Origin of the sequence: Micrococcus lylae NBRC 15355, assembly GCF_001570885.1 — a bacterium.
Lineage (GTDB): Bacteria > Actinomycetota > Actinomycetes > Actinomycetales > Micrococcaceae > Micrococcus > Micrococcus lylae.
This window is the reverse complement of sequence record NZ_BCSN01000005.1, coordinates 57,461-71,480: the sequence shown is the minus strand read 5'-3', so window position 1 is coordinate 71,480 and position 14,020 is coordinate 57,461. Positions and strand designations below refer to the sequence as shown.

Below are 14,020 nucleotides of genomic sequence, written 5' to 3'. Positions count from 1 at the left end.
CAGGGCCCACTCCCCCGGGGCCCACTCCGGACTCAGCCGTCGGCGCCCGCCTCCGCGCCTGCCGACGACGGACCCGCCTCCTCGTCCGCGTCGCCCGCCTCCGCGCCTGCCGACGACGACCCCGCCGCCTCGGCTCGGCCCGTCCCCGGGTTCAACGCCGCGTCGCCGGTCCCCGGGTTCAGCGCCGCGTCGATCGCCGCGGCCAGCTTCGGGCCGACGCCGGCGACCTCGGTCAGCCGGTCGACCCCGGCGCGGCGCACCTTCGCGACCGAGCCGAAGTGGGTGATCAGAGCGGCCCGCTTCGCCGGGCCGAGGCCGGGCACCCCGTCCAGGGCTGACTCGGTCATCGCCTTGGACCGGCGCTTGCGATGGCCGGCGATGGCGAAGCGGTGGGACTCGTCGCGCAGCCGCTGCAGCAGGTAGAGGCCCTGCGAGCTCCGCGGCAGCACGAGCGGGAACTCGTCGTCCGGCAGCCAGACCTCCTCGAGCCGCTTGGCCAGGCCCACCACGGGAAGGTCGTCCAGGCCCAGCTCGACGAGCACGGCCACGGCGGCGGCCACCTGCGGCGGACCGCCGTCGACCACGACCAGGGAGGGCGGATAGGAGAAGCGGCGGGCGCCGTCGTCGTCCCCCTCCTCCACCTGTCCGGTGAGCGGGGCCCCCTCGGCACGCTCGGCGGCGAGCCGCGCGAAGCGGCGGCGGAGCACATCCCGCAGGGAGGCGGTGTCGTCCCGGGCCGCCTCCCCGGTGACGTTGAAGCGGCGATAGTCGGACTTCTTCGGCAGGCCGTCCTCGACGACCACCATGGAGCCGACCACGTTGGTGCCCTGGGAGTGGGAGATGTCGTAGCACTCGATGCGCAGCAGCGGCTCGTCCAGCTCCAACGCCTCCTGCAGCTCCTTCAGCGCAGCCGAGCGCGCCGTCAGGTCGCCGGTGCGCCGGGACTTGTGCAGGCTCAGGGCCATCTCGGCGTTCTGACGGACGGTGTCCATCAGCTCGGCCTTGTCCCCGCGCCGAGGCACCCGGATATGGACCCTGGAGCCGCGGCGGCCGGACAGCCAGGCGGCCGTCTCCTCCGGCTCCTCGGGCAGCACGGGGACGAGGACCTCGTGCGGGATGACGTCCTCGTCTGCGGCGTCGCCGTAGACCTGCTGGAGCAGCTGCTGGACCATGGCGGCGTCGTCCACGTCCTCCACGCGTTCCATCACCCAGCCGCGCTGGCCACGGATACGGCCCTGGCGGACGTGGAACACCTGGACGGCGGTCTCCAGCTCATCCGAGTGGAACGCGTAGATGTCCGCCTCGGTGTTCTCGGCCAGCACCACGGCGTTGCGCTCGAACACGCGCTTCAGGGCGGCGATGTCGTCCCGCAGCCGGGCGGCGTCCTCGTAGCGCAGGTCCTCCACGGCGGAGGCCATGGCCTTCTCCAGCTCGCGGATGAAGCGGCCGGCGTCCCCGGCCATGAAGTCACAGAAGTCCTGGGCCAGCGCCCGGTGCTCGCTCGGGGAGATCCGCCCGACGCAGGGCGCCGAGCACTTGCCGATGTAGCCGAGCAGGCACGGCCGGTCCTGGGCCTGCGCACGGCGGAAGACGCCGGCGGAGCAGGTGCGCACGGGGAACACGCGCAGCATCAGGTCCACGGTCTCGCGGATGGCCTTGGCGGGATGGAACGGGCCGAAGTACTTCACGCCCGGGCGCTTGTCCCCGCGCATCACCTGCACGCGTGGGAACTGCTCGTTCATGGTGACCGCCAGGTACGGGTAGGACTTGTCGTCCCGGTACATGATGTTGAACCGGGGCCGGAACTCCTTGATCCAGGAGTACTCGAGCTGGATGGCCTCCACCTCGGAGCCCACCACGGTCCACTCCACGGCCTGAGCGGTGAACACCATCGTGCGGGTCTTCGTGGCCAGGCGGGCGGGGTCCTGGAAGTAGGAGGACAGGCGGGCGCGCAGGTTCTTCGCCTTGCCCACGTAGATGACGCGGCGGTCCCGGTCCCGGAAGCGGTAGACGCCGGGACGGGTGGGGATCTCGCCGGCGGCGGGACGGTAGGAGGCCGGGTCAGCCACGGGACGCAGGCGGAGCGTTGTACGAGTCCACCCGCTCCTGGCCGGTGAGCGCGGCGATCGCGTCCATGACGGCGGCGGTGGCCTCGCGGCGCGCCGGCAGGGTGTGCCGGCGGCCGGGGTGGCCGAAGTGCAGGGGCTCGCCGAAGCGCACGGTGAACCGATGCGGCTTCGGGAGGCGGTCGTCCGGGGCCTGGAGCCGCTCGGTGCCGATCAGCCCGACCGGCACGACCGGGGCGCCGGTGGTCAGGGTCAGCCAGCCGACGCCGGTGCGGCCGCGGTAGAGGCGGCCGTCGCGGGACCGGGTGCCCTCGGGGTAGATACCGACCCCGCTGCCGGTCTCCAGCAGCTCCACGAGGGAGTCGAGGGCGGCCACGGAGGCCGCCTGCTCACCGCGCTGGACGGGGATGGAGCCGACCGACTCGAAGAACCACTTCATCGCCTTGCCCTTCAGGCCGGGCGCGGTGAAGTACTCGGCCTTGGCGAAGAAGTGCACCATGCGAGGGGACAGCGCCTGCAGGATCACGGAGTCCAGGAAGGACAGGTGGTTGGAGGCGACGATGAACGGCCCGGCCGCGGGGACGTTCGCCACCCCCTCCACGATGGGGCGGCACACGGCCCTGATCCCGAGGCCGGCGCTTCGGCGCAGCGGATCCGACGTCGTGGCCATCGAGCCGTCCCTCCCGGTCATGGTGCTTCCCGACGGCGGGCGGCTGGGTCCGCCCCGTCAGTGGTCCCCGTCATGCTACGTCAGCGCGGTCGGCCGACGACACAGGCGGCGGGGCGGGTCAGCCGAGCAGTTCCTTCAGGAACCGTCCAGTGTGGCTGGCCTGCACCCGTGCGACCTCCTCCGGGGTGCCGACGGCCACCACCTGGCCGCCGCCGGAGCCGCCCTCGGGGCCGAGGTCGACGATGTGGTCTGCGCATTTGATGACGTCCAGGTTGTGCTCGATGGTCAGCACGGTGTTGCCCTTGTCCACGAGGGACTGGAGCACGTGCAGCAGCTTCCGGATGTCCTCGAAGTGCAGGCCGGTGGTGGGCTCGTCCAGCACGTAGACGGTGCGCCCGTTGGAGCGACGCTGCAGCTCGGCGGCCAGCTTCACGCGCTGGGCCTCGCCGCCGGAGAGCGTGGTGGCCGGCTGCCCCAGGCGCACATAGCCGAGACCGACGTCCACGAGGGTGTTCAGGTAGCGCGAGATCTTCGTGTAGGAGCTGAAGAACTCGGCGGCCTGTTCGATCGGCATGTCCAGGACCTCGGCGATGTTCTTGCCCTTGTAGTGGACCTCGAGGGTCTCGCGGTTGTAGCGCGCACCGTGGCAGACCTCGCAGGGGACGTAGACGTCCGGAAGGAAGTTCATCTCGATCTTCAGGGTGCCGTCCCCGGCGCAGGCCTCGCAGCGGCCGCCCTTGATGTTGAAGGAGAAGCGGCCCTGCTGATACCCGCGGACCTTCGCCTCGGGGGTCTCGGCGAAGAGCTTGCGGATCGCGTCGAACACCCCGGTGTAGGTGGCCGGATTCGAGCGCGGGGTGCGGCCGATGGGGCTCTGGTCCACGTGCACCACCTTGTCCAGGTGGTCCAGCCCCTCCACGCTGCGATGGCGGCCGGGCACCTGCTTGGCCCCGTTGAGGCGGTTGGCCATCACCTTGTAGAGGATCTCGTTGATCAGCGTGGACTTGCCGGAGCCGGAGACGCCGGTGACGGCGGTGAACACTCCGAGCGGGATGGTGACGTCCACGTCCTGCAGGTTGTTCTCTCGGGCGCCGCGCACGGTGATGACGCGGTCCGGGTCACTCGCGCGGCGCTGGGCCGGCACCGGGATGCTCCGGCGGCCGGCCAGGTAGTCGCCGGTGATGGAGCGGGTGTTGGCCTTCAGGTCCTCCAGGGAACCGGAATGGACGACCTCGCCGCCCCGCTCGCCGGCGTGGGGGCCGATGTCCACGATCCAGTCCGCCTCGGCGATCGTGTCCTCGTCGTGCTCCACCACGATCAGGGTGTTGCCGAGGTCGCGCAGGCGCAGGAGCGTGTCGATCAGGCGCCGGTTGTCCCGCTGGTGCAGGCCGATGGACGGCTCGTCGAGCACATAGAGCACACCCACCAGGCCGGAGCCGATCTGGGTGGCCAGGCGGATGCGCTGGGCCTCGCCGCCGGAGAGGGTGCCGGCGGAGCGTTCCAGGTTCAGGTACTCCAGGCCCACGTCCAGCAGGAAGCTCAGGCGGGCCAGCAGCTCCTTGAGGACCTGGTCGGCGATGCGGCGCTCACGCTCGGTCAGCTCCAGGGCCTCGAAGAAGGCGAGCAGCTCGCGCAGCGGCAGGCGTGTGGCGTCCGCGATCGACTTGTCCGCCACGAGCACGTTGAGCACGGTGGGGTTCAGGCGCGCACCGCCGCAGGCCGGGCACGGGATCTGGCGCATGTAGGACTCGTAGCGCTCTCGGGCCGAGTCCGACTCCGTCTCCCCGTGCTTGCGCTCGATGTACGGCATGACGCCCTCGAAGCCCGTGGTGTAGCGGCGCTCGCGGCCGAAGCGGTTCCGGAAGGCGACCTCCACCTTGAAGTCCTTGCCGTGCAGGACCGCGTGGCGGGCCTCCTCGGGCAGGTCGCGCCACGGCGTGGTGAGCGAGAAGCCCACGTCCTTGGCCACCCCGGCGAGGATGCGCTGCCAGTATTCGGCGGTGGACTTGCCCAGTGACCAGGGGGCGATGGCCCCCTCGGCCAGCGACAGCTCGTCGTTGGGGACCACGAGCTCCTCGTCCACCTGCAGACGGGAGCCGATGCCGGTGCACTCGGAGCAGGCGCCGAACGGGTTGTTGAAGGAGAAGGAGCGCGGCTCGATCTCGTCCACGGTCTGCTCGTGGCCGTTCGGGCAGGACAGCTTCTCGGAGAAGGGGCGGTAGCGCGGGGTGCCGTCCGCGCCGCGGCCGGAGAACTCTCCGGTGTTCTTCTTGCCCTTCTCCTCGACGACCTCCACGTCCACGAAGTCGGCGATCACGAGCCCGTCGGCGAGCTTCAGGGCGGTCTCTACCGAGTCGGTGAGGCGCTGGCGGATGCCTTCCTTCATGGCGAGGCGGTCCACCACCACGGCGATGGTGTGCTTGACCTGCTTCTTCAGGGTCGGAGGGTCCGAGAGCTGGACGAGCTCGCCGTCCACCACGGCGCGGGCGTAGCCCTGCGCGGAGAGGGAGGAGAACAGGTCCACGAACTCGCCCTTGCGGCCGCGGACGACCGGGGCGAGGACCTGGAAGCGGGTGCGCTCGGGCAGCTGCAGCAGCCGGTCCACGATCTGCTGAGGGGTCTGCCGGTCCACGGGCTCGCCGCAGTCCGCACAGTGGGGCACGCCGATGCGGGCCCACAGCAGGCGCATGTAGTCGTAGATCTCGGTGATGGTGCCCACGGTCGAGCGCGGGTTGCGGTTCGTCGACTTCTGGTCGATCGACACGGCCGGGGACAGACCCTCGATGAAGTCGACGGCCGGCTTGTCCACCCGTCCGAGGAACATGCGGGCGTAGGAGGACAGCGACTCGACGTACCGGCGCTGGCCCTCGGCGAAGATCGTGTCGAACGCCAGGGAGGACTTGCCGGAGCCGGACAGGCCGGTGAACACGACCATGGAGTCGCGGGGCAGGGAGACGTCCACGTCCTTGAGGTTGTGCTCGCGTGCTCCCTGGACCACGATCCGGTCCGGGTCGGCGGTGTCGCCCGCGTGGCCGTGCGGTCCTGCGGCGAGTCCGGTGGGGGCGGTGCTGTTCGTATTTGTGTTCGACACGCGCTCCAGTCTAGGGGCGGACGCGGCCCCCGCCAGGGCCCGCAGGCGTGATCCTGCCGACTGTTCCGCCCAGGGCGGACGTCGCCGCCGCCCGCCGCGGCTCCCGCCGGCCGCTTCCCGACGACGGCCGCGCGCCCTTCGCCTCTGCCCTCGCCCGCCGTGGCGGTCCGGGAGATCGAGCTGTCCTGCAGCACAGTCCGCACGTAGACTCGAGCTCATGTCCGCGTCCCCCGCCGCTCCCCGTCTCCTGCACGATCTGCCCGCCGTCACGGTGCGCACGTGCGTCGTCTCCGAGATGCAGAACAACGTCTACCTGCTGACCTCCAAGACCACGGGAGCGCAGATCCTCGTGGACGCGGCGGACGAGCCGGAGGCGATCGCGGCGCTGCTGGCCTCCGCGGCGGACGACACCCCGTGCGAACCGCACCTGGACCTGCTGATCACCACGCACCGGCACTGGGACCACATCCGTGCCACCGCGGCCGTGGTGGAGCAGCACTCGCCGCGCCACGCCGCCGGAGCCGCAGACGCCGAACAGATCGAGAAGGAGACCGGCACCGAGGTCACCGAGCGCCTGGAGCACGGCGCCACGGTGGGAGTCGACGGCATCGAGCTGGACGTGATCGGCCTGCGCGGCCACACCCCCGGCTCCGTCGCCCTGGTGCTGCAGTCGGGCCCGGACGAGGAGCCCATGGTGTTCAGCGGGGATTCGCTCTTTCCGGGCGGCGTCGGCAAGACCTGGTCGGACGAGGATTTCCGCTCCCTGCTGGCGGACGTGACCGCGCGCCTCTTCGACGTCTACGAGGACGACACGGTCGTCCACCCCGGCCACGGCGACTCCACCACCCTGGGCGCCGAGCGCCCGCACCTGGACGAGTGGGCCGAGCGCGGCTGGTGACCGCGCGCAGCACCGCCGCGGACGAGCACGGCCCCGGGCAGGACCGCCTCGAGAGCAAGGTCCTGCGCTTCTACGGACAGGACTTCGACGAGGACGCCCGGCTGCGGACCCAGAGCGCGCAGAGCGCCGTCGAGTTCCTCCGCGTGCAGTCCCTGCTGCGCGCCCGCCTCTCCCCCGGCTCCCGTGTGCTCGACGTCGGCGGCGCAACAGGTGTGCACGCCGAATGGCTCGCCGACGACGGGCATGCGGTGACGCTCCTGGACCCGGTGCCGGAGCAGGTGGCCGTGGCCGCCGCGCTGCCGGGTGTGGAGGCCCTCGTCGGCGACGCCCGTGACCTGCCCTTCGCCGAGGCCTCCGCGGACGCCGTCCTGCTCTTCGGGCCGCTCTACCACCTGCCCTCGCGCAGGGACCGGCTGCGCGCCCTGGCCGAGGCCCACCGCGTGCTGCGTCCGGGCGGCCTGGTCTTCGCCGCGGGCATCAGCCGGCTCGGGGCCTTTCTCGACGGCGTGCTCGAGCGGGTCGCCTCCGGAGACCCCCACGTGGACGCCGACGACGTGGCCCTGCTCAACGACGGCGCCTGGACCAACCCCGGCCCCGGGTTCCCCGGCGGCCACTTCCACAGCTCGGCGGAGCTGGCGGACGAGCTGCGCGCCGCCGGGTTCACCGAGGTCTCGGTGCGCGGACTCGAGGCGCCCACGGCCGTCGCCCTGCAGTCAGAGGCGCCCGACGCCGAACTCTCCGCAGCGGCCGTGGCCCTGGCCGACCGCCTGGACGCGCTCCACGCGGACGGCGCTCCGACCCGACCGGGCGTCGCGGACCTCTCGGCGCACCTGCTGGCCCTGGGCACCCGGCCCTGAGGGACCGCCAGAACCCTGTGCTCGGCGGCGGAAACCGGGCGAGAAGGCAGGCGGAGGTGAGCGCTCAGGCGGTGGCGACGGGCCGTCGTCGGGCGGCGCGGACCAGGCGGGACGTGGAGGGGAACTCGAAGAGGTACTTCGTCCACGGGTAGAGCGCGGCCAAGACCAGGGAGACGCCCGCGCCGGCGGCGAAGAGCAGGCCCACGCCGGCGATGCCCTCGGGCAGGTCCACGGTGCGACGCAGCAGACGGATGACCGGGTAGTGGACCACGAACAGCACGATCGAGTGGCGGCCCACCCAGGCGAAGGCGCGCATCAGCGGGTTGTCCGGGATCTGGGCGAGCAGCCAGAGGACGGATACCACGCCGATGACGGACATGGTCATCACCGGCCAGCTCTCCTCGGACGGATACCGGCCGGCCTCGATCGCGCGTCGGGCCCAGTCCCAGGTGACGACGGCCGGCAGGAGCATGACCTGCCATGGGATCCGGGGCAGGTCCTCGCGCCAGCGGCCGAGGGCTGCGCCGACGAAGAAGAACCCGCCGAACCAGGTCATGCGCTCGGCCACCAGCGCCCACTCGTGCAGCCCGCCCGTGATCGCGTCCGGCTCGAGCCGGATGGCCAGGGCGAACAGGACCACGGCGATGATCAGCGGCGGCACGCGCTTCAGGGCGAGCCCGAGCAGGTAGCCGACGAACACCACGGACAAGAACCAGGTGTGGGCGCCGTTGAGCCACCAGGTGGGCTCCAGGGCGGCGGCCAGGCCGAAGAACGGCAGCATCACCGCGGTCCAGAGCAGCCACGGCCACGCGATGCGGCGCAGCTTGCCGGCGAGGTACTGCCCGGCGGGCCGGCGCAGGGACAGCGTCAGCAGCATGCCGGAGACCAGCAGCAGCCCGGGCATCCGGAACGACCCCACGGCGGCGTTGACGTCCCGCACCAGCTCGGAGCGGGCCAGACCGGAGTCCACGAGCGCCGTCTGGGCATGAAGCAGGACCACCAGCAGCACCGCCAGGCCCCGATAGACGTCCATCCAGAGCAGACGGGGGCGCGGCGCAGCCGCAGAGGTGGGGGTGGGCATGCGCACCAGGGTAGCCTCGCCGGGCGCCGCCGGGCCCGCAGGCGCGCAGGATCGACTGGGCACCGGGCACGTTGCCGAGGGGCCACGCCGCCCGTTGCGGGCGGGCCCAAGCACCGGCTCAGCCGGGGCGGTGGCCCACCAGGAAGATCCGGCGGAAGGCGAAGAGCACGGCGGCATCGTCTCCCTCGCCGGTGCCGGGCACACGCGGGTAGGCCGCACGCATGCGCTCGGCGTAGGCGGCGCGGTACCGCGGAGCGAGGGCCTCGGGCGTGCCGGTGAGGCCGTGGGCCTCGTCGTGGGCGGTGAGGGCGTGGACGAACGGCTTGGCCACGGTGGCGCCGGTGAACGCCGGGACCGGGTCCGGGCCGCGCATCACCTGCTGGTAGGTGGTCTCCCAGACGTCGGCCTCCCAGCCGGCGGCGAGCAGGTCACCGGCGTAGTCGGCCGGCTCCGCCACGGTGTCCGTGGAGCGCTCGCCGGACACCACGGCGGCGAAGGGCTCCTCGGCGGCGAGGCGGTGCAGCTCGGCGTGCGAGGGGTTGCGGTGCTGGGCCGGGACCTGGGCGGCGAACCAGGCGCCGGCGGGCAGGTCGGCCAGCCAGCCGCGGACGAGCTCGCGGTGCTCCGGGATCCACTGGAGCATCGCGTTGGTGACGAGGACGTCGGTGTCCGGCTCCGGGGACCAGGCGCGGGCGTCCACGGTGGCGTAGCGGAGGTTCTCCGGTCGGTCTGGGCGGGCGTTGGCGGCGTCCACCATCTCCTGCGAGGAGTCCAGGCCGACCACCTCGGCCTCGGGCCAGCGGCGGGCCAGGGCCTCGGTCATGGTGCCGGGGCCGCAGCCCAGGTCCACCACGCGGCGCGGGTGCGTGGCACCGATGCGGGCGGTGAGGTCCGCGAAGGGGCGTCTGCGATGGTCGGCGAACACCTCGTACTGCGCCGGATCCCAGCGGAAGCCGGCGCCGGGGGCTCCGGAGGGGACCGGGCCGTCGTCGTGGGTGGCGGTGCCGGCGGAAGCATGCTGATCGGCCATGGCCCCACCGTAGGTCCGCCCGCCGCCGATAGGGTAGAGCGCGATGAGCTCCGCGACTTCTTCCTTCACAGACACCCTGACGTCCCTCGGCTCCTCCCCCGAGCCGGACGCGGTGTTCGGCGCCTTCACGGACTGGACCACGTCCCGGGGCATCACCCTCTACCCGGCCCAGGAGGAGGCCGTGATGGAGCTGGTCCAGGGACACAACGTCATCCTGGCCACCCCCACCGGCTCCGGGAAGTCGATGGTGGCGCTGGCCGCCCACGCGGACGCGCTCGCCCACGGCGCCGTCTCCTACTACACGGCGCCGATCAAGGCGCTGGTCTCGGAGAAGTTCTTCGCCCTGGTGGACGTGTTCGGCGCGGAGAACGTCGGCATGGTCACCGGCGACTCCACCGTCAACGGGGACGCCCCGATCATCTGCTGCACCGCAGAGATCCTCGCCAACCGGGCCCTGCGCGAAGGCTCGGGCATGGAGATCGGCACCGTGGTGATGGACGAGTTCCACTACTACGCGGACCCCTCCCGCGGCTGGGCCTGGCAGGTCCCCCTGCTGGAGCTGCCCCAGGCCCGGTTCCTGCTGATGTCCGCCACCCTCGGCGACACCAGCCGCCTCGAGGCGGACCTGAACGAGCGCACCGGACGCGAGGTCGCCGTCGTCGCCCACGCCGAACGGCCCATCCCACTGAGCTTCGAGTACTCCGAGACCCCGCTGCAGGAGAAGGTGGAGGAGCTGGTCGCCACCCACCAGGCGCCGGTGTACATCGTGCACTTCTCCCAGCTGGACGCCGTGGAGACGGCGCAGGGTCTGGCGTCCGTTTCCGTGGCCTCCAAGGAGGAGAAGGAGGCCATCGCCGCGCGGATCGCCGGGTTCCGGTTCTCCGCCGGCTTCGGCAAGACCCTGAACCGTCTGGTCCGCAACGGCATCGGTGTCCACCACGCCGGCATGCTGCCGAAGTACCGCCGCCTGGTGGAGAAGCTGGCCCAGGACGGACTGCTGAAGGTCATCTGCGGCACGGACACCCTCGGTGTGGGCATCAACGTGCCCATCCGCACCGTGCTCCTGACAGCCCTGTCCAAGTTCGACGGGGAGAGGACCCGCATCCTGCAGGCCCGGGAGTTCCACCAGATCGCCGGCCGCGCCGGCCGCGCCGGCTTCGACACGCAGGGCTACGCGGTGGTCCAGGCCCCGGAGCACGTGATCGAGAACAGGGCTGCCGAGCGCAAGGCCGCCGCCAGGTTCGCGAACGTCAAGGACGAGGCCGAGCGCGCCAAGCGCATGAAGCAGTCCATGAAGGGATCCAAGAAGAAGACCCCGCCGGCCGGCTTCGTCTCCTGGGGACCGGCCACCTTCGAGAAGCTCGTGGCCGCCGAGCCCGAGCCGCTGGTCTCCCGCATGCAGATCACCCACTCGATGCTGCTGAACATCCTGGACCGTCCCGGCGACCCCGTCCTCGCCGTCCGCCGCCTGCTGCGCAGCACCCACGAGACCCCGGCCCGCCAGGCCATCCTCATGCGTCGGGCCATCGGCATCTTCCGTGAGCTGCTGGCCACCGGCGTCGTCGAACGCCTGCCCGAGCCCGACGCCGAGGGGCGCACCGTGGACCTGACGGTGGACCTGCAGCCGGACTTCGCACTGAACCAGCCGCTGTCCCCCTTCGCCCTGGCCACCCTGGACCTGCTGGACCCGGCCGACCCGAACCACGCGTTGGACGTGGTCTCGGTCATCGAGGCCACCCTGGACCCGCCACGCCAGGTGCTCACCGGCCAGGTCAAGCGCGCCAAGACGGAGGCCGTGGCCGCCATGAAGGCCGAGGGCATGGAGTACACCGAGCGCATGCGCGCCCTCGACGAGGTCACCTACCCCATGCCGTTGGCCGAGCTGCTCGAGCAGCAGTTCGAGACCTACCGGGCCGGCGCCCCGTGGCTCGCCGAGTTCGAACTCACCCCCAAGTCCGTGGTCCGGGACATGTTCGAGCGCGCCATGGGCTTCGGCGACTACGTGCAGTTCTACGGCCTGGCCCGCTCCGAGGGCGTGCTGCTGCGCTACCTGACCGACGCCGTGAAGGCGCTGCGGCACACCGTCCCGCAGGAGGCCCGCACGGACGAACTGCAGATCATGCTCGACTGGCTGGACGAGACCGTGAAGCAGACCGACTCCTCCCTCCTCGAGGAGTGGGAGGACCTCGTGGCCGGGGACATCGACGAACTCCGCAAGGACCACGAGTCCATCGCCCCGCCGACCCCGCCGCGGTTGACCGACAACGAACAGATCTTCGGCGTCATGGTCCGCAACGCCATGTTCCACCGGGTCCGCCTCTTCGGCGACGAACAGGACCACGCGCTCGCCGAGCTCTCCGGTGACCTGTCTGCGGACGACTGGGCCGATGCCCTCGACGACTTCTTCGAGGACCACGAGGACATCGACGACGGCCCCGCGGCCCGCGGCCCCCAGTACTTCCTGGTGGACCGCTCCCCCGAAGTGCCTTCCCCCGTGGAGCTCACCGGCTCCCGCTGGTGGGGCGTGCGCCAGGTCCTCGTGGACCGCGACGGGGACCTGGACCACGGCATCAACGCCGTCGTGGACCTGGACGCCTCGGACGAGGCCGCCGGCCCCGTCATCACGGTCGTCTCCGTCGGCCGCCCGGAGTCCGGCTGGCAGACCCGCTGACCGGCACCGGCCGCCCGTCCCTCCCCCGTTTCACTCCCGACGACGGCCCCTCGCCCCCCGCCCCATCGACCGTCGCGCTCGCCTCGCCGAGGCGACAGAAGGAGCACCATGACCGAGCAGACCTTCGTCCCCGGCGATCCGCGCGGCTTCGCCGCGCTCGAGCCCGCCGCCCACGAGCAGGGCGACACGATCGCACTGCTGGACGGCACTGTGACCGTGGAGCACCGCTTCACGGTGCCGGTGGACCACTCCCAGACCCTGGCCGAGGCCCGGGAGCACACCGCGGACGGCACGGGCCCGGGCCCCGGCGGCGCCGGAACCCTCACCGTGTTCGCCCGCGAGTTCCGTGCCTCGGACTCGGCGGAGGACGCAACGAAGCCGTGGCTGCTCTACCTGCAGGGAGGCCCGGGCTCCGGCGGCACCCGTCCGGCACGCCTGGGCGGATGGATGAAGGAGGCGTGCCGCACCCACCGGGTGCTCATGCTGGACCAGCGTGGCACCGGCGCCTCCACCCCGGCCACCGTGGCCTCCCTGTCCGCCCTGTCCCCGCAGGCCCAGGCCGACTACCTGGTCCACCTGCGTGCCCCCGGAATCGTCCGGGACGCGGAGATGATGCGCCTGGCCCTGGGGGTCGAGCGCTGGACCACGCTCGGCCAGTCCTTCGGCGGGTTCTGCACGCTGTCCTACCTGTCCTGGTACCCGGAGTCCCTCGAGCGTTCGCTGGTCACCGGCGGACTCGCCCCCGTGACCGGTCACGCGGACCGGGTCTACCGCGCCACCTACGCCCGGATGCGCGCCCGTGCCGAGGAGTTCTTCGGCCGAGTGCCGCAGGCCGAGGACGGCTGGAAGCGCATCGTGGCCCACCTGCGTTCCCGGGCCGCCGCAGGAGAGCCGGAGATGCTCCCAGACGGCAGCGAGCTGACCGTGGCCCGCGCCCAGATGCTCGGCATGTACCTCGGTGGCAACACCCGCCTGGACACGCTCGTGTACCTGCTCACCGAGGGGCTGGACACCACCGGCGGCACCCCTCGCCTGTCCGAGGCGTTCCGCGCGGCGGTGGCCGGCATGGTCGAGCGCCGCACCCACCCGCTCTACACCGTGCTGCACGAGGCGATCTATGCACAGCCCGACGCCGTCAGCGAGGCCACCGGCTCCGCCGCCACGGGCTGGGCCGCCGCGCGCGTGCTCGCCGAGCACCCTGACTTCGACCCCGAGGCCACCGCCGCCGAGAACGCCGCCCCGGTGCCCACCGGCGAGCACGTGTTCGCCTGGCAGGTCGCCGCGGACTCCGACCTCGCCCCACTGGCCGAGGCCACGCAGATCCTCGCCGCCAAGCAGGACTGGGGCCCGCTCTACGACGTCGAAGCCCTGGCGGAGAACACCGTGCCGGTGGCCGCCGCCGTGTACACCGACGACGTGTACGTGGACCGCGACCTCTCCCTGGAGACCGCCGAGGCCGTGCAGGGGCTGAAGGTCAAGGAGTACGGCGAGTTCCACCACGACGGCATCGGCGACGAGGGCGCACGGATCCTCCGTGAGCTCCTCGAACTCGCCGGCGGCAGCCCTGCCCCGAACGACGACCCCACCGACACGACGTCCTGACCCCCGCGGCTCACCCGTGACGCAAGCGGCCGCCCACCTCGAACAGGTGGGCGG

9 protein-coding genes are annotated in these 14,020 nt (G+C 72.0%); 4 read left to right on the top strand and 5 right to left on the bottom strand.

Features of this window, described 5'->3' with window-relative positions; genetic code table 11:
* Positions 1-32 precede the first annotated feature (32 nt).
* From uvrC to uvrA, 3 genes are all read right to left on the bottom strand, one after another.
* Entirely contained in the window at positions 33-2,069 is a 2,037-nt protein-coding gene (gene uvrC / locus MLY01S_RS02435) for an excinuclease ABC subunit UvrC (protein ID WP_082739537.1), read from the bottom strand.
* Complete coding sequence (locus MLY01S_RS02430) at positions 2,062-2,736, bottom strand: lysophospholipid acyltransferase family protein (RefSeq protein ID WP_067188949.1); 675 nt, start codon at positions 2,734-2,736, stop codon at positions 2,062-2,064. The genes uvrC and MLY01S_RS02430 overlap by 8 nt, the downstream gene beginning before the upstream one ends.
* 118 nt (positions 2,737-2,854) lie before the next feature.
* The gene (gene uvrA, locus MLY01S_RS02425; RefSeq protein WP_371327618.1) at positions 2,855-5,734 is read right to left on the bottom strand and encodes an excinuclease ABC subunit UvrA; all 2,880 of its coding nucleotides are present in this window, start codon (positions 5,732-5,734) and stop codon (positions 2,855-2,857) included.
* A 310-nt stretch (positions 5,735-6,044) separates the two neighbouring features.
* Between uvrA and MLY01S_RS02420 the strand changes: the two genes are divergently transcribed.
* Both MLY01S_RS02420 and MLY01S_RS02415 read left to right on the top strand, forming a co-directional pair.
* Positions 6,045-6,725: an MBL fold metallo-hydrolase gene (locus MLY01S_RS02420; protein ID WP_067188947.1), complete on the top strand. Its 681-nt coding sequence runs from the start codon at positions 6,045-6,047 to the stop codon at positions 6,723-6,725.
* Positions 6,722-7,582: a class I SAM-dependent methyltransferase gene (locus MLY01S_RS02415; RefSeq protein ID WP_082739540.1), complete on the top strand. Its 861-nt coding sequence runs from the start codon at positions 6,722-6,724 to the stop codon at positions 7,580-7,582. Before MLY01S_RS02420 ends, MLY01S_RS02415 begins: the two co-directional genes overlap by 4 nt.
* A gap of 64 nt (positions 7,583-7,646) precedes the next feature.
* Here the strand turns inward: MLY01S_RS02415 and MLY01S_RS02410 are convergent, their stop codons facing one another.
* Together MLY01S_RS02410 and MLY01S_RS02405 are read right to left on the bottom strand one after the other, a co-directional pair.
* Positions 7,647-8,663 (bottom strand): acyltransferase family protein, encoded by a 1,017-nt coding sequence (locus tag MLY01S_RS02410; protein WP_167635489.1) that lies wholly within the window; start codon positions 8,661-8,663, stop codon positions 7,647-7,649.
* 118 nt (positions 8,664-8,781) lie between these two features.
* Complete coding sequence (locus MLY01S_RS02405; protein WP_067188943.1) at positions 8,782-9,693, bottom strand: methyltransferase domain-containing protein; 912 nt, start codon at positions 9,691-9,693, stop codon at positions 8,782-8,784.
* A gap of 43 nt (positions 9,694-9,736) precedes the next feature.
* On the opposite strand from MLY01S_RS02405, the gene MLY01S_RS02400 reads away from it, so the two are divergent.
* A complete protein-coding gene (locus tag MLY01S_RS02400) occupies positions 9,737-12,364 on the top strand; it encodes a DEAD/DEAH box helicase (RefSeq protein ID WP_067188941.1) in 2,628 nt (875 codons plus the stop codon).
* A 108-nt stretch (positions 12,365-12,472) separates the two neighbouring features.
* Positions 12,473-13,966: an alpha/beta fold hydrolase gene (locus MLY01S_RS02395; RefSeq protein ID WP_067188939.1), complete on the top strand. Its 1,494-nt coding sequence runs from the start codon at positions 12,473-12,475 to the stop codon at positions 13,964-13,966.
* Positions 13,967-14,020 lie beyond the last annotated feature (54 nt).

Coding starts and splice junctions, on each gene's coding strand:
- MLY01S_RS02430 (WP_067188949.1), bottom strand. CDS start 2,736: ATGGCCACGACGTCGGATCCGCTGCGCCGAAGCGCCGGCCTCGGGATC.
- MLY01S_RS02420 (WP_067188947.1), top strand. CDS start 6,045: ATGTCCGCGTCCCCCGCCGCTCCCCGTCTCCTGCACGATCTGCCCGCC.
- MLY01S_RS02410 (WP_167635489.1), bottom strand. CDS start 8,663: ATGCCCACCCCCACCTCTGCGGCTGCGCCGCGCCCCCGTCTGCTCTGG.
- MLY01S_RS02405 (WP_067188943.1), bottom strand. CDS start 9,693: ATGGCCGATCAGCATGCTTCCGCCGGCACCGCCACCCACGACGACGGC.
- MLY01S_RS02400 (WP_067188941.1), top strand. CDS start 9,737: ATGAGCTCCGCGACTTCTTCCTTCACAGACACCCTGACGTCCCTCGGC.
- MLY01S_RS02395 (WP_067188939.1), top strand. CDS start 12,473: ATGACCGAGCAGACCTTCGTCCCCGGCGATCCGCGCGGCTTCGCCGCG.